The 25,653-nt window shown below is 45.5% G+C and carries 19 protein-coding genes; 10 read left to right on the top strand and 9 right to left on the bottom strand.

Annotation, left to right across the window (positions count from 1 at the left end; translation table 11 throughout):
• Positions 1-6: 6 nt before the first annotated feature.
• Both dnaN and dnaA read right to left on the bottom strand, forming a co-directional pair.
• On the bottom strand, positions 7-1,107 hold the full coding sequence (dnaN, locus tag MSP8886_RS00975) for a DNA polymerase III subunit beta (protein ID WP_067011793.1): 1,101 nt from the start codon (positions 1,105-1,107) through the stop codon (positions 7-9).
• A gap of 32 nt (positions 1,108-1,139) precedes the next feature.
• On the bottom strand, positions 1,140-2,687 hold the full coding sequence (dnaA, locus tag MSP8886_RS00970; RefSeq protein WP_067012930.1) for a chromosomal replication initiator protein DnaA: 1,548 nt from the start codon (positions 2,685-2,687) through the stop codon (positions 1,140-1,142).
• A gap of 514 nt (positions 2,688-3,201) precedes the next feature.
• Between dnaA and rpmH the strand changes: the two genes are divergently transcribed.
• The 5 genes from rpmH (at position 3,202) to MSP8886_RS00945 (ending at position 8,064) form a co-directional block, all read left to right on the top strand.
• Positions 3,202-3,336: a 50S ribosomal protein L34 gene (rpmH, locus tag MSP8886_RS00965; protein ID WP_013663328.1), complete on the top strand. Its 135-nt coding sequence runs from the start codon at positions 3,202-3,204 to the stop codon at positions 3,334-3,336.
• A gap of 8 nt (positions 3,337-3,344) precedes the next feature.
• Positions 3,345-3,743: a ribonuclease P protein component gene (gene rnpA / locus MSP8886_RS00960; protein ID WP_067011791.1), complete on the top strand. Its 399-nt coding sequence runs from the start codon at positions 3,345-3,347 to the stop codon at positions 3,741-3,743.
• Positions 3,744-3,837: 94 nt separating this feature from the next.
• Entirely contained in the window at positions 3,838-5,499 is a 1,662-nt protein-coding gene (gene yidC / locus MSP8886_RS00955) for a membrane protein insertase YidC (protein ID WP_067011789.1), read from the top strand.
• A 158-nt stretch (positions 5,500-5,657) separates the two neighbouring features.
• Positions 5,658-7,037, top strand: coding sequence for a tRNA uridine-5-carboxymethylaminomethyl(34) synthesis GTPase MnmE (mnmE, locus tag MSP8886_RS00950; RefSeq protein ID WP_067011787.1), 1,380 nt, complete (start codon positions 5,658-5,660; stop codon positions 7,035-7,037).
• Between the two features lie 349 nt (positions 7,038-7,386).
• Positions 7,387-8,064 carry an SDR family NAD(P)-dependent oxidoreductase gene (locus MSP8886_RS00945; RefSeq protein ID WP_217491313.1) on the top strand — a complete coding sequence of 226 codons (678 nt, stop codon included), beginning with the start codon at positions 7,387-7,389 and terminating at the stop codon, positions 8,062-8,064.
• 208 nt (positions 8,065-8,272) lie between these two features.
• On the opposite strand, the gene MSP8886_RS00940 is transcribed toward MSP8886_RS00945, so the two are convergent.
• The 4 genes from MSP8886_RS00940 to MSP8886_RS00925 all read right to left on the bottom strand — a co-directional run bounded on the left by MSP8886_RS00940 (position 8,273) and on the right by MSP8886_RS00925 (position 12,149).
• A complete protein-coding gene (locus MSP8886_RS00940; RefSeq protein ID WP_067011783.1) occupies positions 8,273-9,499 on the bottom strand; it encodes an MFS transporter in 1,227 nt (408 codons plus the stop codon).
• 231 nt (positions 9,500-9,730) lie between these two features.
• Complete coding sequence (locus MSP8886_RS00935; RefSeq protein WP_067011781.1) at positions 9,731-10,525, bottom strand: metal ABC transporter permease; 795 nt, start codon at positions 10,523-10,525, stop codon at positions 9,731-9,733.
• Positions 10,518-11,285, bottom strand: coding sequence for an ATP-binding cassette domain-containing protein (locus MSP8886_RS00930; RefSeq protein WP_067011779.1), 768 nt, complete (start codon positions 11,283-11,285; stop codon positions 10,518-10,520). Before MSP8886_RS00930 ends, MSP8886_RS00935 begins: the two co-directional genes overlap by 8 nt.
• Positions 11,286-12,149, bottom strand: a complete 864-nt coding sequence (locus MSP8886_RS00925) for a metal ABC transporter solute-binding protein, Zn/Mn family (protein ID WP_067011778.1) — start codon at positions 12,147-12,149, stop codon at positions 11,286-11,288.
• A gap of 393 nt (positions 12,150-12,542) precedes the next feature.
• On the opposite strand from MSP8886_RS00925, the gene MSP8886_RS00920 reads away from it, so the two are divergent.
• The 4 genes from MSP8886_RS00920 to MSP8886_RS00905 are packed head-to-tail and all read left to right on the top strand — an operon-like array spanning position 12,543 to position 21,374.
• Positions 12,543-13,709, top strand: coding sequence for an efflux RND transporter periplasmic adaptor subunit (locus tag MSP8886_RS00920; protein WP_067011776.1), 1,167 nt, complete (start codon positions 12,543-12,545; stop codon positions 13,707-13,709).
• Complete coding sequence (locus MSP8886_RS00915) at positions 13,706-16,804, top strand: efflux RND transporter permease subunit (protein ID WP_067011774.1); 3,099 nt, start codon at positions 13,706-13,708, stop codon at positions 16,802-16,804. Before MSP8886_RS00920 ends, MSP8886_RS00915 begins: the two co-directional genes overlap by 4 nt.
• Entirely contained in the window at positions 16,801-19,944 is a 3,144-nt protein-coding gene (locus MSP8886_RS00910) for an efflux RND transporter permease subunit (protein ID WP_067011772.1), read from the top strand. The genes MSP8886_RS00915 and MSP8886_RS00910 overlap by 4 nt, the downstream gene beginning before the upstream one ends.
• Complete coding sequence (locus MSP8886_RS00905) at positions 19,941-21,374, top strand: efflux transporter outer membrane subunit (RefSeq protein WP_067011770.1); 1,434 nt, start codon at positions 19,941-19,943, stop codon at positions 21,372-21,374. The genes MSP8886_RS00910 and MSP8886_RS00905 overlap by 4 nt, the downstream gene beginning before the upstream one ends.
• Positions 21,375-21,527: 153 nt before the next feature.
• Here the strand turns inward: MSP8886_RS00905 and MSP8886_RS00900 are convergent, their stop codons facing one another.
• Positions 21,528-21,929: a hypothetical protein gene (locus MSP8886_RS00900; RefSeq protein WP_067011768.1), complete on the bottom strand. Its 402-nt coding sequence runs from the start codon at positions 21,927-21,929 to the stop codon at positions 21,528-21,530.
• Complete coding sequence (locus tag MSP8886_RS00895; protein WP_067011767.1) at positions 21,908-23,275, bottom strand: MFS transporter; 1,368 nt, start codon at positions 23,273-23,275, stop codon at positions 21,908-21,910. Before MSP8886_RS00895 ends, MSP8886_RS00900 begins: the two co-directional genes overlap by 22 nt.
• A gap of 103 nt (positions 23,276-23,378) precedes the next feature.
• On the opposite strand from MSP8886_RS00895, the gene MSP8886_RS00890 reads away from it, so the two are divergent.
• Positions 23,379-24,272 carry a LysR family transcriptional regulator gene (locus tag MSP8886_RS00890; RefSeq protein ID WP_067011765.1) on the top strand — a complete coding sequence of 298 codons (894 nt, stop codon included), beginning with the start codon at positions 23,379-23,381 and terminating at the stop codon, positions 24,270-24,272.
• A 15-nt stretch (positions 24,273-24,287) separates the two neighbouring features.
• Here MSP8886_RS00890 and MSP8886_RS00885 read toward each other — a convergent pair whose 3' ends face one another.
• Positions 24,288-25,652 carry a TrkH family potassium uptake protein gene (locus tag MSP8886_RS00885; protein ID WP_067011763.1) on the bottom strand — a complete coding sequence of 455 codons (1,365 nt, stop codon included), beginning with the start codon at positions 25,650-25,652 and terminating at the stop codon, positions 24,288-24,290.
• Between the last annotated feature and the right edge of the window lies 1 nt (position 25,653).

Here is a 25,653-nt window from a genome sequence, read left to right as displayed (position 1 = left end):
GGTGAATTACAAACGCATAGGCATCACAACGTATTGTGCTGCATGGCTTTGTGCTTCTTCGATCAAAGCACTGCTGGTGTTAGAGTCACTGAGTGACAAACGCACTTCTTGCGAATCTAACACGCCCAAAACGTCTAGCAAGTAACCCACATTGAAGCCGACTTCCAGTTTATCGCCCTGATATTGCACCAAGACGGACTCTTCCGCTTCTTCCTGCTCAGGGTTGTTTGCATATACTTGCAACATGCCATTCGATAAAATCAAACGCACACCACGGTATTTTTCATTCGACAAAATCGAGGCACGCAAGAAGACTTGACGCAATTCCGAACGATCAGCAATAACAATTTTTTCGTTCTTTTGTGGAATAACCCGATGATAATCTGGAAACTTGCCATCAACCAATTTCGAAGTGAAAACGTATTCCGCCACACGAGCGCGAATGTGGTTGGTACCAATTGTTAATTCAACCGTGTCGTCGCTGTCGTTTAGCAAACGGTTCAATTCCAACACGCCTTTACGAGGTACGATCACTTGAGTGAGATCGCCACTGACTTGAGCATCTTCTACCGCCGTTGCCAGGCGGTGACCGTCGGTTGAGACCGCACGAAGCTGACCATCTGCCACTTCAAACAACATGCCGTTTAAGTAATAACGTACATCTTGGTTGGCCATGGCGAATCCGGTACGCTCAATCAAACGACGTACTTTATTTTGCGCCACAGAAACGGTCAATTCACCTTGCATGTCTTTAATGTTCGGGAATTCATCGGCAGGTAACGTGGACAAGCTAAAGCGAGAACGGCCCGAACGAATGACGGCTTTTTGATCATCCAAAGTAAATTCAATCACCGCACTATCGGGCAAGCTCTTACAAATGTCCATTAGCTTACGAGCCGGTACGGTAATGCGACCTTCTTCACACTCATCTAAGGTCACATGACCAATCAATTCTACTTCCGAGTCAGAGCCAGTCAGCGTCAATGTTTGATCTTTGACTTCGACCAACACATTGGCCAAAACAGGCATAGTCTGTTTGCGCTCTACAACGCCTGCCACCAGTTGGAGTGGCTTAAGAAGTGTCTCTCGGACAACTGAAAATTTCATTATTTTCCCCGTTAAATCAAAGTCTTAGACCATCAGGTCGTCAAAATTCGCATCAATTGTTTGTAGTCTTCACGGATATCCGAATCCGTGTCTTGAAGTTCTTTGATCTTACGAATCGCGTGCAGTGCTGTCGTATGATCGCGACCACCAAAGGCATCGCCAATTTCTGGCAGACTATGGTTTGTCAGTTCTTTCGCTAAAGACATGGCCACCTGACGAGGACGGGCCACAGACCGGCTGCGACGTTTTGACAACAAATCGCTGATTTTGATCTTGTAGTACTCAGCCACGATGCGTTGGATATTATCAATGTTCACCAACTTGTCTTGCAAGGCCAAAAGATCTTTTAATGACTCTCTTACAAAATCCGGCGTAATCGCTCGCCCCGTAAAATGCGAGTTGGCAATGACACGTTTTAATGCGCCTTCTAATTCTCGCACATTAGAACGAATCTTCTGAGCGATAAAGAAAGCCGACTCGTAAGATAACTTCACGCCGCTTTCGTCCGCTTTACGCATCAAAATCGCCACACGCGTTTCTAATTCTGGTGGTTCAATCGCCACCGTCAATCCCCAGCCAAAACGGGACTTAAGACGATCTTCTAACCCTTGAATCTCTTTTGGATAACGGTCACAGGTGAGTATCATCTGTTGCCCCCCTTCCAATAAGGCATTAAAGGTGTGGAAAAACTCTTCTTGAGTACGATCTTTACCCGCAAAAAACTGAATATCGTCAATCAGTAACGCATCGACCGAGCGATAATAGCGCTTAAAGTCGTTAATAGCGTTCAGCTGTAATGCCTTAACCATATCCGCCACAAACCGCTCTGAATGCAGATACACAACCTTCGCATTCGGATTGTGGTGCATTAACTTGGTTCCCACCGCTTGCATTAAGTGGGTTTTACCCAAACCAACCCCCCCGTATATAAAGAGGGGGTTATAGGCTCCACCAGGGTTTTCAGCGACTTGTAACGCGGCCGCATGAGCCAATTGGTTGGATTTCCCTTCAACGAAGTTGTCAAAGGTAAAAGAGTTATTCAGATTCGCCCCGTGATTGATACCGCCTTCTACTTCCACTTTTCGATTAGGAGGAGTAAGGGGTAACTGGCCTTGCTCGTAAGGCTCTAAGTCACTTTCACGTAAGCCTGTATCCGATAAGGTTAGCGGCGCTTCAAATTCCAAATCCGCATGTTGACTCTGTTCCCCATCCATCAAACCAAAACCTGGACGATAGCCAGACTCATTAGCCACATCATTATTTAACGGACTGGAAACGGGTTCAACAGGGGTAGGAGGGGGCGGAGGAGCTTGATTCGCCTGAGCGAAGTTTTGTTCTTTTACGGCAAAGCGTAAAGTTGCCGCAGGATCACTCCCAGCAAACTCGGATAAGAGCTCTTTAATACGCGTTTGATATTTGTTACTCACCCAATCCAACACAAAACGATTCGGCGCGCGAAGGCATAATTCCCCATTAGGCGTCATTTCTGCCTGCAATGGACGAATCCAAGTATTGAACTGCGATGTGGAAAACTCCTCCTGCAAGCGCTGCAGACAAAGATTCCAATGCTCCAAAGACACTGTAGGCGTACTCCCTGATTGAGTGACAGATAAGAAGCGGATTTTACCTTTCTCACCGCAAGTTATCCACATATAAATAGAAAAAAATCCAAAAACCCCTAAGAGACATCATCATTGTTGATAACAGTCAAGGTTATGCACACCTGTAGGTAAACCACTTTTGATGTGCATAAAACAACTACTTATACACATATTAACCGCACCTTGTCTGAAAGGTTTTGCACAATACAAAATGTTAGTAACTTTTTGATATTTATACACATAACTGAATTTTATACACCCTTTGTGAATAACTTTTTAAGGAAAAAATATTTTTATCCACTAAAGATGTACAAGCTTGTGAGTAAAAGGTTAATCAAATGTGTGGTTAATTTTTTAACAATAGATGATGAGTAGTCATTGAATTCATTGGCGAAAGGCTCTAAAATCCGCGCCCTGATTTCGTATCAATTGTCGAGGCTTGGCGAATGCTAACCCTCAAAACTCAAACACTGCATTCAGTGAGAGAATTAACATGAAAAGAACTTTTCAACCTAGCGTTCTAAAACGCAAACGCAACCATGGTTTCCGTGCTCGTATGGCGACTAAAGGCGGACGTCAAGTGATTGCTCGTCGTCGTGCTCGTGGTCGTAAGGCTCTAAGCGCATAAGCACGCTGATGACCGAATATTGTTTTCCTCGGCATGTCAGATTACTGAATGCCGAGGATTATCAATCCGTCTTTAACGACACCTCCTCCAAAGTCTTCGCAGGCGAATTCCTTTTATTGGCACGTAAACGAAAAGATGATCAAGCTCGCTTGGGTCTGATTGTGGCCAAAAAAACGGATAAACGTGCGGTAGGCCGGAATCGTATCAAGCGTTTGGTACGCGATTCCTTTCGCCATAACCAAACCTTATTAGCCGGTATGGATATCATCTTTTTATCTCGTCAGGGAATCAAAGAGTTAGATAACCCAACGCTGCATAAACGCTTAGCTAAAGCTTGGGATCAATTGGCGAAGAAGTCGAAAAAAACGACCTCAAACCAAAAACGCACGCACTCAACACAGAAATAAGCTGAAAAAACCGTCAAAGGCTGGTTTAATAGCGCGTGTTTTTTAAAAGGGTTCTGCGAACCCATTGTCCAACCAAACAAATTAGTTGAATACCATGGATTTCAGACGTTACTTTTTATGGGGTGCGCTTTTTATCACTGGCTATCTACTGTTTTTACAGTGGAACCACGATTATGGTCCTCAGTCCAAGCAAAGCGCAGCTCAAACAACTCAGCAAACCGCTGAAACAATCAAGCAATCAGAATCAGAAACTGATTTACCAGACGCTCACCACAATGCGAATGCGGCCAGTAGCAAAATACCTGACAATGTAACGAAAGTTGCACCCGGTAAGCTCATCCACATTACAACGGATACGCTAAGTGTCGATATTAACCCTGTTGGTGGTGATATAGTCGGTGCTGCACTGCCAAAATACACAAAAGTCTTGGGCAAACCCGCTCCTTTTGTGATTCTTGAAGACACAGCCGCACATGTCTACGTCACACAAAGTGGTTTGATCGGACCTAATGGACCTGATGCCTCATCGAAAGGACGTCCTGTTTATACAACAGAGAAAACGTCTTATACCCTTGAAAAAGGCCAAGACGCTTTAAATGTGAACCTTTACTACACGGGTGCGAACGGAGTGAAATACACCAAGACCTTCCGTTTCACCAGAGGTAACTATCGCATTAAAGAGATGATGACCATTGATAACACCACGAACAAAGTATGGCGTGGTAATCTATTTGGCCAGATCAAACGCGATAATTCACCGGATCCAAGTCAATCCACTAATATGGGCCTACACCCATACTTAGGCGGCGCCATTTCTGATAACGATACCAAATACAGCAAAATCTCTTTCGACAAAATGAAAGAAGAGCCTGTCAAAGTATCTGCAGATAAAGGCTGGGTAGCGCTGTTACAACACTACTTTGTGACCGCATGGGTACCTGAACAAGGTCAAAACTTCACTCTGCAAGCACGTACCAATGGGGACTTTAACCTGATCGGTTTTGTTGGCCCACGGGTTGACGTCGAACCAGGCAAAAAAGCAACATTAAGCTCCACCTTCTATGTTGGGCCTAAGCTTGAAAAACACCTTGAAGCAACCGCGCCAAACCTTGATCTGACAGTTGATTACGGCTGGTTATGGTTCTTAGCAAAACCGATCTTTAGTCTGTTGTCCTTTATCCACTCCGTTGTGGGCAACTGGGGCTTCTCGATCATTCTTATCGTATGCTGTGTAAAATTGGTGTTCTTTAAACTGTCAGCAGCAAGTTACCGCTCCATGGCGAAAATGCGCAAATTTGCACCAGAAATCGCCAAGTTAAAAGAGCAGTACGGAGACGATCGTCAGAAGATGTCGCAAGCCATGATGGCGCTGTACAAAAAAGAGAAAATCAACCCATTGGGTGGTTGTTTGCCAATCTTAGTACAAATGCCAGTCTTCTTGTCTTTGTACTGGGTATTGATGGAATCGGTACAGCTACGTCATGCTCCGTTTATCTTCTGGATTCATGACTTATCTGTCATGGACCCATACTTTATCCTGCCAATTTTGATGGGTCTAAGTATGTTCGGTCAGCAAATGTTGAACCCAACACCGCCAGACCCAATGCAAGCGAAGATCATGAAGCTAATGCCAATTGCCTTTACCTTCTTCTTCTTGTGGTTCCCTGCGGGTCTTGTCCTTTACTGGGTGACCAACAACAGCTTGTCGATCTTGCAACAGTACATCATTACCAAGCGAATCGAACGAGAAGGTTAATCGACTCATTCGAAAAGCCATTGCACAAAAATGAGACAAAAAAGGCTTCCCTCGGGAGGCCTTTTTTACGTTTAGATTGCCATCACTCTACGGCTAATGGACAATGGCACTATCCTTATCTTTCCTATTTTCCGACGTAGACCGTACCGAGTTTTATTATGACCGACTTTCAATACGCCATTGACCAAGACACCATCGTAGCGCAAGCGACCGCACCAGGCCGTGGCGGCGTTGGCATCATTCGTTTATCCGGCCCCAAAAGCCTCAGTATTGCACAACAGATTGTCGGTTTTGCCCCGAAGCCTCGCTACGCCCATTACGTTCCCTTTAAAGATGCCCAGAACGAGCAACTTGACGAAGGCATCGCCTTATACTTTCCTGGGCCAAACTCCTTCACAGGCGAAGACGTTTTCGAATTACAAGGCCATGGCGGCCCTGTCATCATGGATATGCTATTAACTCACTGTGTCGCCTTGGGGGCCCGTCTTGCCCGTCCTGGAGAGTTCTCCGAACGTGCCTTTATGAACGATAAGATGGACTTAACCCAAGCCGAAGCCATTGCCGACCTGATCGACAGCTCCTCTAAACAAGCCGCTAAATGCGCGCTGCGTTCATTGCAAGGGGCGTTCTCAAAACGCGTAGACGAACTGGTGGAATCCTTGATTCATCTGCGTATTTACGTGGAAGCCGCCATCGATTTTCCCGAAGAAGAAATCGACTTTATCGGCGATGGTAAAGTCGCCAGCGAGCTGGCTGGCATTCAAGATCGCCTGCGTGATGTCTTAAAAGAAGCCAACCAAGGCGCTTTGATTCGTGAAGGGATGAGTGTGGTAATAGCAGGCCGTCCTAATGCAGGCAAATCCAGCTTACTTAACGCTTTGTCAGGCAAAGAATCTGCCATTGTAACCAGCATCGAAGGCACCACACGGGACGTACTAAGGGAGCATATTCATCTTGATGGCATGCCACTGCACATCATCGACACCGCCGGTCTTCGTGACAGCCCAGATGAAGTGGAACGCATTGGTATTCAACGCGCGTGGGATGAAATCAGCAAAGCCGATCGCATCCTCATGATGGTCGATAGCCAATCCATCGACAGCAAAGATCCTAACGAAATCTGGCCCGAATTCATGGAAAAGCTTGGCGATACAAAACACCTGACTTTAGTACGCAACAAAGTCGACTTAACCAAAGAAGCCACAGGAATGGAAATCGTCTCAGATGTCCCTGTGATCTCTCTATCAGCGAAAACAGGTGAGGGTGTCAGTGATCTAACAAACCACTTAAAAGCCGTTATGGGCTTCGACAGCACCAATGAAGGCGGGTTTATCGCCCGTCGTCGTCACATTGAAGCGCTTAACAAAGCTAACCGCTTCCTAGACGCTGGCAACGAACAACTTAACGGCTATGGAGCAGGGGAATTGCTAGCGGAAGACCTCAAAGAAGCCCAACAAGCCCTTAGCGAAATCACTGGAGCCTTCACCAGCGACGACCTTTTAGGACGTATTTTTGGGTCTTTCTGTATTGGGAAGTAGGATTGGTTATCCCCATTAGTGGCAGAAACATCCTCTAATGCAACGGGCTACAGCGAATAGACTTCAATAAAATTAATATAGTGAGACCTTTGCACGATGTCACGAGCGACGACAAAACGCGGCAAAAACAGACGAGAAAGCGGAGTTTATAGCTATAAATGAGCATTTTGAGCCTGTTTTTAACAAAGTATTGGCAAGCGCAGTAGTCGTGCTAAAGTCTCATAGTGCATAGTATGCAGGTTATATGTGCAACCTATGCCTCTTCCGCAATGATCCATCGCCTCCTATAGTGATTCTTTCTGCCAAATAAAGGAAAATCACTATGAAAGCTCAAGCAAAAACCCTTTTGATGATCGGTGCTTCCCGGGGCTTAGGTTATGCCATGGCCGAAGAGTTTGTATCCAAAAACTGGAATGTAATAGGTACAGTACGAGACAACAACAAACCGAGCTTATTGCATGACCTAGCCAATCGATATCCGGACCAAGTTAGGATCGAAACTTTGGATATTACCTCCCAGGAACAAATCCGTACCCTGCATGAACGCCTTGCTGGGCAAAGGCTAGACATGCTGTATTGCAATGCGGGCACGACCACTCAGGATCAGATGATTGCTATCGGCAAAGTCAGCACAGAAGAATTTAACCAAGTAATGTTGACCAATGTCCTAGGTCCCATGCGGGTTCTTGAAGCCTTTGACGATCTAGTGCTGACTAATGGCCTGATTGGTGTTATGTCTTCCGGACAAGGGAGTATCAGCAACAACCAAAAGGGTATGCGGGAAGTCTATCGAGCCAGTAAAGCCGCCCTTAATATGCTGGTGAAAAGCTTTGCCGTCCGGGAGCAGAACACAGCCAGATCCATAGTACTGATGGCCCCAGGCTGGATCCGTACCGGCCTAGGAGGCGATCAAGCCCCCTTTACTCTAGAAGAAACGGTGCCGGATATTGTCAATGTACTGCTCGCTCAGATCCATAAACCCGGACTAAAATATCTAGATAGATTTGGGAACAATGTGCCCTGGTAAAGCCTTGACGACTTAGCCCAATAAGGCGGGGTTATCGCCCGCCGTCGTCATGTCGAAGCGCTTAACCAAGCCAGTCGATTCCTAAAAGCAGGTAATGTACAACTTAACGGTGATGACATAAGAAAAACAAGCATGATCCACCATTTCATTGCTGTTGGATGATTTACGCAATGCAATGATCAAATAGAAAAGAAACCTAGGCTGACTATTAAACCCTCTGCCGTTGTTTTTCCCGATACAAGACATAAAGGGCTACGAAAGCCGCCGCAAAGCCTGAGGCAGCACCTATGCCTAGAGCCCAACGCGGGCCAAAGAGATGGGCTACGGATCCTACAAGAGGGCCGCCGACCACGGAGCTGCCAAGGGCAATACTGACTCGCAGAGCCATCATTCGCCCCCGCATACGGCGCTCTGTGCTCAGTTGTATTAAGCTCGTCACGGAGTTGGTGAAGGTGAGGGCGGAAATACCCGTAACGACTAACGCGGCGGCAAATAACCAGTAGTTCGGTGCCAGTGACGCCAGAAAGCAGCTAATGCCAAAGGCGAAGGCACTGCTTAATAACAGGGTGAAACGAGGTTTGTCTCGACGCGCGCTAAGCAAGGCCCCCGATACGGTGCCAATCGCCATAAAAGACATCAGTAGTCCATAGCCTTGCGCACTGGAATGAAACTCGCTCACCGCCATGGTGGAAATAAAGATCGGAAAATTGAGCCCAAATGTCGCCACTAATAACAGCATTAGGAGAATGGCTTTCAGGTCTGGACGCTGCCACATATAGCGCAATCCTTCGCTAAAGCTACCTTTTACTCGCTTATCATCCGTCCCAGAATTCAATTCACTCACCCGTAAAAAGAACAATGACACTAACACCGCCAAGAAAGATACGCCGTTGATCACAAACGCCCAACCAGTATTAGTAGCTGCAATAATCAAACCTGAAATGGCAGGACCTATCATGCGCGCCGAGTTAAAGGAGGTGGAGTTAAGCGCTACGGCATTGTGGAGATCCTCTTCATTAACCACTTCCCCAACAAAAGAATGCCGTGCGGGCGCATCAAACGCCGCCGCAGAACCAAATAAAACGGCAAAAACATACACTTGCCACAATGTGATCAACCCCGTTAACGTCAGCACGCCCAACAGCAGAGATAACGAGCCCATGGTTAACTGAGTCACCATCAATAACTTACGTTTATTAAAGTAGTCCGCAGCCGAGCCAGTCCAAGGTAACAAGAGAATCTGTGGTCCGTATTGGCACGCCATCACCCAGCCAAGGGCGGATGCATCGTGTTTTGTCAGCTCCGTCAGCACCAGCCAATCTTGTGCCGTTCGCTGTATCCAAGTCCCACTGTTCGAGATAAGGGCGCCAATAAACCAAATCCGATAATTGACATTGCGAAGAGACCGGAACATACCGGTAAAAGGCGATTTCATAAAAGGTCAATTACATCCTGACTGATGCCAGTGTCACTGATGCGGAGAAAGGTCTTGATGACCAAAAGGAGACATCCTGCGCCAGATCCGCACGGTTTGCTGTTTGATGAGGTTATCTGTTAAAGGCCGCTACACGATGTTGTGAATAACGGCCTCTGGTAGATCAATATACAAAATAGACAGTGAAAGGATCAAGCCAAACGGTGTTTTAGCTCACAAAAAACACAGCCGTTAGTGGTGTTTTTTCGAGCGATACAGTCGAGCCAATGCATAACCCAAGCAACTCAAGGAAGTAATCGTAAAGCTCACAGGCCAATTACTATAATAAGAAATAGTAATACCGCCTAGCCCATACACTAACGCCAATACGGCACTCAAAATTAACCCTTGTTTTAAGTGGGAGCTTAACTGCAGCGCGGCGGCGCCCGGGGCGATCATTAGGGTAAAGACCAACAAGGCACCAACAATTTGGCTACAGGCGGCAGTTACTAGAGCACAAATAATAAAGAATACAATGCTGTAACGACCAACAGAATAACCTCGGCTTTCAGCAATATCGGGCTGTAAGGTGGTCAGCAATAAAGGGCGCGCCAACAGTAAAAAAGCCATTCCACATAACACACTGAGTATCGCCAAGCGAATCACCATGCTATGACTGACGGCCAGTATATTACCAAATAGTAGGCTACTGGCTTGGGTCGCGAATTGCGTATAAAAGTGCAAGGCCAATAAGCCAATCCCCAATGCCATCGTGAGAACAATACCGATAACAACATCTCTATGTTCTAAACGGTTACCCAGATAACCAATGGCCACTCCCCCCATCACCGTGGCAATCAGCGCCCCTGAAAAAGGGGTGACACCCAAGAAAATGGAGGCACTGGCACCAGTGAAGCCAAGGTGCGCCAAGGCGTGACCGGCAAAGCTTTGACCTCGTAACACTAAGAAGTAACCGATAGGCCCAGCCAACAAAGAAATAACAATGGTGGCTAACCATGCGTTTTGCATGAATGAGTATTCAAACATATAAATCAGAATCCGGATGGGCAATTAAATGTTGGCGACCATGATGCACCACCACATCAAGGTGACAATGGTACAGTTCACTTAAGGTTTGGCTGGTGAGGAGTTCTGTGGCCTTTCCTTGTCGTAACTTCTGCTCATGAATCAACAAAACTTCTGTAAAGTGGTTAATAAAAGGGTTCAGTTCATGAGTAGAACAAATGATGGTCATACCAAGATGTTGTTGTAAGTGGAGAATCAGTTCCACCAATTGGTATTGCCGACTTGGGTCAAGACCCACCAGCGGTTCATCCAGTAATAATAACTTTGGCTCATTCAGTAGGGCTTGTGCCAGCATTAAACGCTGGTATTCCCCGCCTGATAGAGTATCCATAGGCTGGGAGGCAATCTTTTGTGCATTGACTTGGTCAATGGCATTGTCGATGCGTCGTTGCCATTCTTTAGCGCTTATACTCCGTGGCCGCCAAGTTTGAAACAGGGACTGTGCGCATAACGCGAGTCGGCTGCTTTGGGCTTTGAGCTGGGGTAGATAACTAATGGACGAGGAGCCTCGTTTACAGGGAGCATCCAAAATATTCAAAGTGGTGTACTGTGCTTTTTGCAGCCCTAGGAGAGTGCGTAAAAAAGTCGTCTTACCCACGCCATTACCACCCAGTAAACCGACAAAAGCACCTTCTTCTATGGCAAGCTCATCACATTCAAACAGCAAACGCGAACCTAAGCTGACGCTTAGATCCGCTGCAGAAATAATCAATTTTGTCATTTATTTCTCAAGTACGTTTTGCACTCCAGTCAACTCTTGATTAATCCAGTTTTGATAGTGAGTGCCTTTAGGCATAGTTTCAGTGGCGCCAACAATAGCAACTTTATGTTTTTCCGCAAGCGCCTTTAACTGATCTGTCATAGGGTCTGTTACTTGATTATTATAAAGTAAGAAAGCCACTTTGTGTTCAGTCAGATCGTTGTGTAGGGCTTTTATTTGACTCGCAGATGGGTCGGTATCGTTCATGACAGCCATTTGGAACCCAAGGTTACGCACTTTAAAGCCCAATTCTGCGAACATGTAGCCAAATACCGGCTCAGTCGCGGTTACTTCTGTTCCCGCGTATTTTTGACGCAAGGTATCAATACGCTTCCAAATAGGGTGCATAGATTTAACAAACGCTTGCCAGTTATGCTGATAGGCGGCTTTGTGGGCAGGATCCAGTTGGCTAAGCTCCTGTTTGATGGCTAAAGACAGCAGCAACATGGTGTGTGGATCATACCAGATATGTGGGTTATCCCCATCTTCATGACCTGTCATACTGGCCACATCAATTTTGACTAACTTGTCATGGCCCGCCAGTAGTTTAGCCATCCAGTCATCGTAGCCAATGCCACTGTAAATCGCGATCTTCGCATCGGAAATTGAACGGGCAACTTTCGGGCTCACTTCGAAAAGATGTGGATTAACATCCGGATTCGAAATAATGCTTGAAACTTCGACATGATCGCCGCCAACTTGCTTAGCAACATCTGCATAAAAATTTTCTGCGGCAACAATATGAATAGGGGCAGCAAGGGCATAACTGCTAACCAAACAAACACTTAGCGCAAACACACCCGATACCAGACGGCTCAGTGACATGACTCTCTCCTAGCAAATAGTTTGTAAAAAAACCTAATACATCAATATTTGTTAGGTTATAACATAATGATACGGTTTAGTGAACTGTTTTAGTTACTAAAGATCCACATGAAGTTACTAAATAACAACAAACCATTACTGAAGAGCAGCATGAAAAAGACTCAGGCAGTCTCTTTAAGAGCATTCATATTTGCCCTTAATTATGTGATGGTTCCATCGACATACTGTTCATTCTTATGTAAATAAAGGTAAAAAATATTGTTGATATTTGTATAATCCATACACTGTTTTTTTAAGGATAATTGGGATTGTCACGATAGGAACGAGACCCAGCTCAATAATCTAACCTACCTGATAGTTAAGAATCATCATAACATGGCTGTTTAATAGAAAATGACAACTCGTTCTAGCATCAAATTTCGACTCTTTTTAACGCTCCTGGCCGCCATCGTAATGGCAGGAGGTTGGTATGGCTGGCACTATTTCCAAACACCGGAGAAAACGGCTAAAGCGCGCCATCATTTTGGTGGCAATAGAACCACACCAGTTTACGCAGGTGTGGCAAAACAGGCCGATGTCGCCGTATATTTAAATGCCTTGGGCACTGTGAAAGCCAATGCATCGGTAACGGTCACCAGTCGAGTTACCGGTGAGCTAAGACAGGTTTATTTTAAAGAAGGCCAATACGTTAAAAAGGGTGAGCTCATTGCGCAAATTGATGATCGCAGCTATCAAGCAACCTTAGCTCAAAACAAAGGTGCCTTGGCACAGAACGAAGCCCTATTACACAACGCCAAAACCACCTTGGCGCGTTATCAAAAGCTTGCTAAAGAAAATTCTATTTCGGTACAAGATGTACAGGAACAAATGGCTACGGTTGGTCAATATGAAGGCATTGTCGCCTCCGCTAAAGCGCAAATAACGTCAGCGAAACTGAATATTGCATACGCAAAAATTAAGGCTCCTATTAGCGGCTATATTGGCCTATTAGAAGTAGATCAAGGTAACTTGATCAGCAGTGACTCTACCGCCATCACCACCATCACACAAACCAACCCGATCACTGCGACTTTCAGTATTCCTCAACAACATCTACAAGAAGTGTTACAAGGATTACGTCACCATCAAGTGTTTCCTGTCACCTTATATGACCAAACAGGTGCCAAGAAGTTAGCAACAGGCAAGCTGACCAACATCAGCAATAGCATTGACGGTGATACAGGGACAATCAAATTAAAAGCACTTTTCAGCAATGCAAAGGAAGCCCTTTATCCCAACCAGTTTGTGAATGTTCGCTTACAGGTTAAAGAGCTAAAACACGCCATTGTCATTCCTAAAGCAGCATTACAACTCAATGATAATGGCGACTTTGTATTTGTCATTGGCCCTGATAACAAGGTGAAAAAACACATAGTGGAAGCAGGGCCCGTTGATGGTGTGGATCGAGTGGTGATTCTATCTGGCATTAAAGTGGGTGATAAAGTCGTCACAACAAGTATCGATAATTTAAGAGATGGCAGTACAGTAAAAATTATCGCACCAAACAAGGATGTTCAATGAACCCATCTCGTCTCTTTATTGAGCGACCGGTTGCCACCATCCTATTGATGGTTGGGGTGTTACTATCGGGCTTGTTCGCGTATACCTTGTTGCCGGTTTCGGCATTGCCGGAAGTAGACTATCCCACCATTCAAGTCAAAACCTTATACCCAGGTGCCAGCCCAGAAGTGATGGCGATTTCAGTGACAGCGCCCTTAGAGCGCCAACTAGGGGAAATGTCCGGTCTCAGTCAGATGTATTCCACCAGCTCAGGCGGCGCCTCGCTCATCACGTTAAAGTTCAACCTATCGCTGCCTTTGGATGTGGCCGAGCAAGAAGTCCAAGCGGCAATCAACTCAGCCAACGCTCTCTTACCCAGAGATTTACCCTATCCGCCTACTTACAAAAAAGTGAACCCCGCAGATGGTTCCGTACTAACGATTGCCGCCACTTCCGACACGCTACCGTTAACCAAGGTACAGGATTGGATTAATTCCCGAGTGGCCCTGAAGTTGTCACAAGTTTCTGGGGTTGGATTGGTCACCTTGGCTGGTGGCCATCAAGCGGCGATTCGTATTCAAGCAAATTCTAAAGCCTTAGCCGCTCACCAGCTCACTCTGGAGGACATCTACACACTGATTAACGCCAGCAATGTGAATGGCTCAAAAGGGGGCTTTAATGGCAAATACCATTCCATCAGCATTGATGCCAATGACCAATTACGGGATGCCAATGAATACGCTAACCTCATTTTAAAGTACGAAAATGGTGCCCCCTTGCGCTTAAAAGACGTTGCCAAGGTCATTTCCGGTAGTGAAAACCAATATATATCGGCCACAGCAAATGGTAAGCCCGCCATCCTTATTCAAGTGAAACGTCAGCCAGGGGCCAATGTCATCGAGGTGGTGGATAGTATTAAACGCCGCTTACCAGCACTGCAAGCATTGCTGCCTGGCAGCATTAAACTGTCGATTTTATCTGATCGCACACAAACCATTCGCTCATCGATCCATGACGTGACATTCGAGTTAATGTTGTCCATTGCTTTGGTGGTGATGGTGACGTTTTTGTTCTTGCGCAATCTCGCGGCCACATTGATTCCCAGTATTGCGGTACCTTTGTCGTTAATTGGTACCTTTGGCGTCATGTATTTGGCAGGCTTTAGTGTTAACAATTTAAGCTTGATGGCTCTGACTATCGCAACGGGCTTTGTTATCGATGATGCCATTGTGGTGGTGGAGAATATTTCACGACACCTAGAAGAAGGTGAGTCCCCCTTTCAAGCTGCGCTCAAAGGCTCAAAGCAAATCGCTTTTACGATTATTTCGTTAACCTTTTCTCTAATTGCCGTACTGATTCCGCTACTTTTTATGAGCGATGTAGTCGGCCGACTGTTCCGTGAATTTGCCATCACCTTGTCGGTCTCTATCTTGGTATCGATGATCGTTTCTTTGACCTTAACCCCCATGCTGTGTGCTTATTTGCTTCGCCGCATACCAGAAGAAAAGCAAAGCCGCTTCTATAAAAAGGGGGGGCAAGTCTTTGATCACATTGTCTCTCTTTACAATGGCTACTTAACCAAGGTATTGAATCATCAAACAACCGCTTTATTGGCAATTGTTGGTATCTTGCTGCTCACCATAGGGCTCTACATTGCCCTCCCCAAGGGCTTTTTCCCCGATCAGGATACTGGCACGATCCGAGGCATTACCATCGCCTCGGATAGCGTCTCTTTTACGGAAATGGGTAAGCGTCAAGAAAGAGTCGTTAAGCGGCTGTTAAAAGATCCTGATATACAAAGCATTACTTCCAGTATTGGTGTAGACGGACAGAATGAAACCTTAAACCAAGGAAGGTTACAGATTAACTTAAAGCCCTTTGATGAGCGTAGTGACCGAGCCCCAGCCATTATTAAACGACTGAATCAAGAAGTCGCCGATATACCAGGCATAGCACTGTATTTGCAATCGCAACAAGACTTAACCGTGGACGATCAGGTCACCCCCAGCCAATATCAAATGACATTGGACGATACGGACAGTCGACAATTAGCTACTTGGACACCAAAATTGGTCGATGCTTTAAAAGAGCAACCCGCTTTAACCAAGGTTGTCAGTAACTTACAAGACCAAGGTCTCGTGAGTTATGTCACCATCCATCGTGATGTGGCGGCACGCTATGGCATCACCGTCGCGGATGTGGACACGGCCTTATATAACGCGTTTGGACAGCGTCTGATTTCAACGATCTTTACCCAATCTAACCAATACCGTGTTGTCTTGGAAGTACCGGCCAATAAAGATCAAGCCGTCTCGACCTTGAATGATATTTATCTGGCCGGTAAATCCATCACAGGTTCTGGGGCTACCCCCATGGTGCGGTTAACCGATGTGGCCACTATCAGCCAAAGAACAGGCTCATTGATGAAAGCTCGGCTTGACCAGATTCCGGCGGTGACACTGTCGTTTGATGTGGCCGATGGTTATTCCATAGAACAAGCCCAGCACGTCATAAGTAACACCATTCGCAAGATAAAACTACCCAACAGCATTACCCTAAAATACCAAGGTTCCGCCGCTGCTTTTAGTCACTCAACGAAAAATACCTTATGGTTGATTCTCGCCTCTTTGCTGACCATGTATGTGGTGCTAGGCATTCTTTATGAGAGTTTTATTCATCCGATCACCATTCTATCCACACTGCCGACAGCCGCCGTCGGTGCCTTTTTGGCTTTATTGATGAATGGGACGGAATTCAGTTTGATAGCCTTAATCGGCGTCATCTTGCTGATTGGTATTGTGAAGAAGAACGCCATTATGATGATTGATTTTGCCTTGGAAGCAGAAAAAACACAGCATCTGAGCCCTCGTGATGCCATTCATCAAGCCTGTTTGTTACGTTTTCGTCCCATTTTAATGACGACTATGGCGGCCTTATTTGGCGCCTTACCATTAATGTTAGCCCAAGGCTCGGGTGCAGAGCTACGCCAGCCAATGGGGTTGGTTATCGTTGGCGGGCTGATTTTAAGTCAATTGCTGACATTATTTTCTACCCCCGTCATCTACCTGTTCTTTGATCGACTCTTAAGACGTCGTCGGCAACGAGCACAACGATGAACCTTTCAAAGACATTTATTTTTCGTCCGGTCGCAACATGGTTAATCACCATGGCATTAATGTTATTGGGCGTTCTAGGCTTTCAATGGTTGCCTGTATCCAGTCTGCCCGCCATGTCGATTCCAATTATTGTGGTTAATGCACATGTCTCCGGTGCTAGCCCGGAAACCATGGCAGCAACGGTTGCCACGCCACTGGAGCGAGCATTAGGACAAATTTCAGGGGTCAATGAGATGACCTCATCCAGTGCGTTAGGCTCGACCTCGATCGTGCTTGTGTTTGATGACAATCGCGATATAAATGGTGCTGCAAGAGATGTCCAAGCAGCCATCAATGCCTCTCAAAGCCTATTACCCAGTGCTATGACCTCCTTGCCGACCTACCGTAAAATCAATCCGGCGGCGGCGCCTATTTTAATGATGTCACTGACTTCAAAATCGATTCCTGCCAGTGTCATGTATGATTTTGCTACCAATCAGTTAGAACCTCGGATCGCACAAGTCGATGGTGTAGGAGAGGTAGCGCTATCAGGCAGCTCTTCACCAGCGGTGCGCATCAGCCTCCACCCACAAGCCTTGACCCATTATGGCATTTCCTTGGATGCTGTTCGTAAAGCCATTGTGGCTGCAACCAACCATGGACCCAAGGGCGTGATTCAAAGCGATAAACACACCTTAATGGTCAATAGCAATGGTCAATTACTGCACGCCAAGGCGTTTAAAAACATCGTTATTCACTATCAAAATGGGGCCGCCATCCATTTATCCGATGTTGCGGAGGTGAAAGAAGGGGTAGAAAACCCGTACAACGTCGCCTACTACAATAATCAGCCTTCCGTGAATATTCGTGTCACCCTCGCTTCCGGCAAGAACATGCTGTCCACCATTGATGGCATCAAAGCGCAAATGCCCGTATTTAAAAAGCTGCTTCCAACCGGTGCGCAATTGCACATTACTTTAGACCGTTCTCCTATGATACGTTCCGCCTTGCATGAAACGGAACGTACCTTACTAATTGCCATGGCTCTAGTCATCGCTGTGGTATTCGTCTTTTTACGTAATGGTCGAGCCTTGTTTATTCCGGCAATGGCATTACCTGTGTCTTTATTGGGAACCTTTGCCGTGATGTACCTGCTTGGGTACAGTTTAGATAATTTTTCATTGATGGCTCTTATCGTCTCCACAGGCTTCGTCGTGGACGATGCCATTGTGGTGTTGGAGAATATATCCCGACACTTGGAAGAGGGCTATGGGCCTGTCAGAGCCTCTTTACGAGGCGCAAAGGAAGTCGGCTTTACCGTGCTCGCGATGACCGTCTCTTTGGTGGCGGTGTTTATTCCATTGCTCTTTATGGGCGATATTATTGGTCAGCTACTACGAGAGTTCGCCGTCACCTTAACGGTGTCACTGTTGATCTCAATGCTGGTCTCCGTGACACTCACGCCCATGTTGTGCTCACGCTTGTTACGTCACCACACACAAAACCGTCCTAAAAACCGCTTTTATATTGGAATTGAAAACGCCTTCGACCGGCTCAATAGAGGCTATAAAGTATCGTTGGATATTGTCCTCAGACACAAGCGCATCACCCTGTTGACCTTGATAGCAACCATTGCATTGAATTTCCATTTGTACGGCAGCATTCAAAAGGGCTTCTTTCCAGAGCAAGACACTGGTGTTCTATTTGGTGCCTTACGCGCGGATCAAAATACCTCCTTTGACGCCATGGAACCCAGGCTACGCCAATATACTAAGATGATTCTCTCCGACCCCGCCGTTGCCAGCGTGATGAGCGGTATCACTAGTTCGCGCCGTGGTGGTCAAAATTTAGGTCGCTTTTTTGTGCTACTCAAGCCACTTAACGAACGACAGGCAAGCTCAGCACAAGTCGCGAATCGTCTGTACCAAAAATCCCAAAGTATGGCAGGGGGGAGTCTATTTTTACGGGCTGCCAGTGATCTTCATGTTAGCGGACGCAGTGCCAATGCGAGTTATCAACTGAGCTTACAATCTGGCGATTTAAACCTACTGCGCAAATGGGCTCCCAAAGTCCAAACGGCATTAAGTCATTTGCCCGAGCTCAGTGGGGTCGATTCAGATTTAGAAGAGGGTGGCCAAGAAGTTCGCATCGTTATTAACCGCGATGCGGCGAAACGCCTTGGTGTCTCGGTCAAAGATTTGGATACCCTATTAAATAATGCGTTTAGCCAACGCCAGATTGCCACCATGTACCAAGACACGAACCAATATCATGTCGTCATGGGGTTAACCAAGGATTACACCAGCAACAGTGATGTTTTAAAATCCATGAGCATCGTGACAAATAAGGGCAATATTGTCCCTATAAGCGCATTTACCAAGCTGGAAAGCGGAAACGCGGCTTTATCCGTCTCGCACCAAGATCTGTCCGCCACGGTTACCATCGCGTTTAATACAGCGGATGGGGTCACGTTAGAACAGGCACAACAAGCCATTAAACTGGAAATAGCCAAATTAGCCATGCCAAGCAGCATTGTGGCGAACTACGCAGGGGATGCTAAATTTTCAATCCATTTTGCCAACAATATTCCTTGGTTAATCTTAGCAGCACTCATTACGGTGTATCTTGTCCTCGGTATACTCTATGAAAGCTTTGCTCATCCACTCACTATTTTATCCACCTTACCGTCCGCAGGACTTGGTGCTTTGCTACTCATGCAAATCACTCATACACAGCTGACCATTGTCGCCTTGATTGGTATTTTGCTGTTGATCGGTATTGTGAAAAAGAACGCCATTATGATGATAGATTTTGCATTAGATGCCCAACGAAAGCTGGGAATGTCTGCAGAACAGGCCATTAGAGAAGCCTGCCTAAAACGTTTTCGACCGATTTTAATGACATCGTTTGCCGCGTTTTTTGGAGCCTTACCAATGGCCGTTGGACAAGGTGGCGATGCCGATTTACGCAGTCCGTTAGGCATTGCGATCTGTGGTGGCTTAGTCGTCAGTCAGTTGCTGACCTTGTATACCACCCCTGTGGTCTATCTCTATATGGAAAAAATTAGCCAAGGAACTCGGCGATTTTGGCAACGTTATATTCGTAAAGAAGACTGGTCTGCTAGCGGCTCCTCTCTAACCAATGATGAAAATGGATCATGATGAATAATCGAATCATTCAATGTGTGTGTATCAGTCTATTCGCGACGATACTCAGTGGCTGTGCGGTGGTTGGGCCGGATTATAAACGACCAAGCGCCCCGCAAAGCCCATCATTTAAAGAAGCCAAAGGCTGGCAAAAGGCAACACCGCTAGACCAAGCGCCCAAAGGAGATTGGTGGAAAGTCTATCAAGACCCAGTGTTGTCTAAATTGCTCGCCCAAGTACAGATAAACAACCAAAACGTCGCCGAATATGCGGCTCAATACGAAAAAGCCAAAGCCGTTGCAGAACAAGCAGGCGCCAATCTGTATCCATCGATCAATGGTTCAGCGGGCGCAACACGTTCTGGTACACAAAACCAAACCAGTAATAGCTTCTCTGCGAAGGGCAGTGCCAGCTGGGAGCTGGATCTATGGGGAAAATTACGCCGTACTCGGGAAGAAGATCGTGCCAGCGCCATGGCAAGTGCCGCCCAACTGGCCAATGCGACCCTCAGTGCGCAATCCAGTTTGGCGCAAGATTATTTTCAATTACGGGTGATGGATGAGCAAATCGCACTTTATCAACGCAATATAAAAAACTATACCCAATACCTAAAAGTCGTTAATAATCAATACAAAGCAGGGAACATTTCCCGTTCCTCTTTGGCTCAAGCGCAAACCCAATTACACACCACTCGGGTTTCTATGATTAATCTCAAATGGCAGCGGGCTCAGTATGAACACGCCATCGCGGTATTAATTGGCAAACCACCTGCAGCATTTTCACTGCCTGCTGAGCCGTTGAGCTATCATTTGCCAACCATCCCCGCTGAGCTTCCCTCTGCGTTGTTACAACGCCGACCCGATATTGCCTATGCAGAGCGTAATGTGGCCGCAGCGAATGCTGCCGTCGGCGTTGCCATTGCCGGGTATTATCCTGATTTAACCTTGTCAGCCAGTGCGGGAGTAGAAAACTCTACTTTAAGTAACCTGTTCGAATTGCCTTCAAGAGTTTGGTCGATTGGGCCTTCCCTCAGTGGCAATATTTTCGACTTTGGGGCCACGAAAGCAAAAGTTCGCCAAGCAAAAGCATCCTATGACGCCAGTGTCGCCAATTATCGACAAACCGTACTGAATGCCTTCCAAGAAGTAGAAGATTATCTGGTGGCTATACACGGGCTAAACGAGGAAATGGCCGTGCAAAAACAAGCCACCGCATCCGCCAGAGAGTCTGCGAGGGTGACCTATAATCAATTTAACTCCGGCATGATCGATTACTTAAATGTCGCGACGACAGAAGCCACCAGCTTGAGCCAGCAACAGAATGAATTGAATATCATCAAATCCCAGCTCATCAACAGCGTAAAATTGATCGTCGCTCTAGGCGGCGGCTGGAATGTGAGCGATTTACCCTCCGCAACGCCACCGAAAAAGAACACAGCAAAATAAGGTCACTCCCTAAAACCCAATAGTGCAGTCTGTTAGACTGTACCTATTGGGCAGGTTACTTAGCCTACTGTTACTTTGGCTTTCGGGCTGTCAAAATGACTACTTTAGACGTGCGGCATACCTCTATTTTTGCATCTGGCATAAACTCAGTCTTTACAACGCCTCAGCTGTTTCTTGTAGATATCGCCATAGCGGATGACCGCTATACATATCAATAATCACTACAGACCACCGAGAAGAACCTTTGTCTTCTTCCTGATGTATTTCACGATAGCGTATAACAATGCTGTCTTGTGTTGCTAATAGCGTTTCACATTGCTCAATTGTAATGGACAAGGATGGGCGACTTCCTATGTTCTGTCGAAATAACGCTTCAACCTGTTGTAGACCGACAAGTTTCCCAGAAACTGGGACCATGGAAAAAGTCGGGCTGAAGCTATTCAGTAGTTTCTCTAGAGACATAGGGTGCTTTGAATCACCAGTAAATACATCTTGAATCCATTGATGAAGCTCGATAACGCTGTGATGCGCGACTAACTCTCTTTCGGATACCATAACGAGTCCTTTTTCTGGGTGAGTTTTTTAATCAGTAGCAAGGGACTGAGCCCAACAACTGAGGCTATTAAAAATGTCAGTTGGTAGGCAGACATATCCGTGGTGTACTGTTGCAACAAGTTAAAAACTAAAGTGAAAAAAGCAGCACCGATACTGAAGGACATCTGACGATTCAGATTCCAGATAGTACTGGCTCGAGTAAGTTGCTCTTCGTCAAAATCCATCATCGCCGTTGTCTGGGCTGTATTGGCACTTATTCCTCCTCCCATGCCCATCAATAGGTAGGCGATAATCAATAATGGCAGTGTGAGAGTATTTCCCGCTAAAGAGAGAACCGCGATCCCAGAGGAGTGTAATAGTAAACCAGATAGAAATAATGGCTGTGCACCAATACGATTATAGAGTCGGCCACCCATTACCATGGCAAAAAATGACCCTGTCGCATACAGTATCATCAATGATCCAGTTTGCTCCGCCGACCAACCCAGCTCATCTTGAAGAAAAAATATACTCAATAGGTTCACTCCTGTGAAGACACCAGGAACCGCATGGTAAATCAGCACAGAAAATCGCATATAAATATTATGCAGCATTTTGAGATCAAGAATGGGGTCAGACTTATCCTGATAGTACTGCAAGTAAGCCATAGCAAAAACAAAGCCGATGATAAGAAACAATAATGACTTCAGTTTTGAACCAGCATCGGCATAAAGAGAAAGTCCTATGAGTATTGTGGCCAATGAAATACTAACCAACATTAGCCCCTTTAGGTCGGGGCGTTTTACCTTCGTTTCCTCAGAGCGAATCCATAGTAGGGCTAATAACGCTGTTAATAAACTAAAGGGAATATTACATAGAAATACCCAACGCCAAGAAGCATGGTCAACAATGATGCCACCAATAGTCGGTGAGATAGCGGGAGCAATCAAAGCGACCGCCATAACAAGTGTTGATATTTTTGCTCGTTCTTTATTTTTAAATAAATTAAAGGTGAGAGCTTGACCAACGGGAATAAGCAGGCCACCACCCACGCCTTGAATAAAACGAAAAGTGACCAAAGAATAAAACTCATTTGCTGTACCAGATAATAATGCACCCAATGAAAATACAAGCATGGATGCTATAATGGTTAATCGAGCGCCAAATTGACTGGCTAACCAATTACTAATAGGAATAATCAGTGTCAGGCCAAGAATATAACTATTTGCAACCCAAACAACACTTGACGCTGATACAGATAATTCTCTGGCAATATCAGGAAGAGAAATTGCTGACATAAAGATATTTATACAGTCAATAAAAAAACCGATCAAAAAAATGAGAGCAATTCGGTAGCGATAAGCCATGAGCAACCTCTGACAAAATGTTATGGCCGGAATACTATAGAGTTTGACGGAGGGCGACGAGCGGTTTAGACTAAACGCTAAGTTTAATAAAATTTAACAATGAATGTTTAACAATCTAAAACGTATCCATATTTTCATCACTGTCGTTGAAAGTGGCTCATTCTCCAAAGCGGCGGATCGACTATTCATCAGCAAAGCGATGGTCAGCATCCATATCAAATCCTTAGAAGACTCTCTGAAAGTTCCACTATTAATCAGAAACTCCAGAGGCTTTGTGATGACTGAAGCGGGTGAATTACTCTATAACGATTTTAAAGAGACATTTTCAAATATTCAGACATCATTAGAAAATGTTGTTGAAAAGCATCATTCTCTCACTGGAAATTTAAGAATTTCTTCCACTGTCGAATTTGGAGAGGTGTTCTTAATACCTATTATTGCTGATTTCTGTCAATCTCACCCAGATATTACTATTAGCTTTCATGCAGATTCTTCATTAAATAAATTAGTCAATGAACAGATTGATTTAGCGGTTAGGTTGGGTACATTGAATGATTCGTCTTTAAAAAGTCGAAAGATCGCCCATTATAATATTATTATGGTGGCTTCTTCACAGTGGCTACTAAAAAACCCTCTTACTTCATTAGAGGATGTTAACTCAGCTCACTGGATTGCTAACAGTAATCTAAAAAATCCAACCCAATGGACTTTTCATAATAAAGATAATCATGAGTTCAAAGTGAATGCTACCGCAAAGTTTAGTACTAACTCATCAATATCTATAAAGTCTATGGTGAAATCCAACCTTGGTATCGCCATATTACCCGAATGGATAATCAAAAAAGAATTAACAGACGGGGATTTTATTCATTTATTTCCAGACTGGAGTCTTCCTAAACAGGATATCAGCGTTGTTTTTACAGGAGACCACCGTGTTCGTCTTAAATGCAGATCATTTATCGATCATCTAGTACAGCATATAAATAATCTACAATAAATAGTGTAATACTTCCTATCCCACCGTCATTTTTGCTTTCGGGTAGCGAACTTTTTTTCTTCTTGGGCTGGCTAAAAAGTAAGCTAATGTTAGCGGCCCTAAACGACCAATAAACATTAAAAAGATAATAATAAACTCACCGGTATCACTTAATGAGCCCGTTAATCCTCTCGATAAGCCAACGGTTCCTAGCGCCGATACCGCTTCAAAAACCACATCGATCATCGGTGCGCTCTTTTCGCTTAGTAGTAAGCCAAAGATGGCAAGCCAAGTTACACCAATGGAAATCATCGCTAGGGCCAGTGCTTTACTGATCACTTCTTTAGGAATTTCACGTTTGAAAACGTTAACTTCTTCATCTCGTCTTAAATACCCATAGGTGGCATAGACCAAGAGCATAAAAGTCACAACTTTAATGCCACTGGCGGTACTCAAGGAGCCGCCACCAATGAACATAAGCACCAGCATCAGCGCCGTGGTCGCGTCTCGTAGTTGATTAATTGGCAAGGTATTAAAGCCTGCGGTGCGCGGCGTCACCGCTTGAAACCAGGATGCTAACCACTTGCCGCTTTCGCTTAATGGCCCTAACGTATGCGGGTTATTGTATTCGATAAAATAGATAGCCAGCACCGCCACCCCATTAATAATGATGGTGCCTGTGATCATCATTTTGCTGTAGGTGGATAATTTCGACCAACGACGGTTTCTCATTAGATCAATCCAAACAGAAAACCCTAATCCGCCGATAATGAATAAACCACTAATGGTGAAATTCACCACAGGATCGGATACATAGGGAATAAGACTATTGGCACTCAGCGCAAAACCGGCGTTATTAAACGCACTAATAGTATAGAAAAAGCCATAAAACAAACTGTTTTTCCAACCAAGTGAATCACTCCAGTGCACGGCTAAAATCACCATGCCAATGAACTCGACCACAAAAGAAAATAACAACACCGATTTAGCCGTTGAGACAATGGTCGAGGCATCGGTATGGTTAAACGCTTCAATGGCCACCGTACGCTGTAAGAAACCAATACGACCACCTAACGCCACCAGCGTCACGATGGCAAAAGTCATTAAGCCAAGACCACCACATTGAATCAAAAGGGCGATGGTGACTTGACCAAAGGTGGTAAAAACGGTTCCTGTGTCTTCAACAGACAATCCTGTCACGGTCACCGCTGAGGTAGCAGTAAATAAACTGTGTACCCAAGAGATCGGGTGTACCGTGGCAATCGGTAACTTAAGTAAGAAGGTGCCTAAGATGATCAGTAACAAAAAGCCGCCACACAAAATCAAAGGAGGGGCTGCCATGATTTTCTTAGCCCCTTTTGGGTGTCTTTCAATCGGCGCGACAGAAGGATCCCACATCATA

It is taken from the genome of Marinomonas spartinae (assembly GCF_900089775.1).
Lineage (GTDB): Bacteria > Pseudomonadota > Gammaproteobacteria > Pseudomonadales > Marinomonadaceae > Marinomonas > Marinomonas spartinae.
The sequence above is the reverse complement of the archived record's forward strand: the minus strand, read 5'-3'. Positions and strand labels throughout refer to the sequence as shown.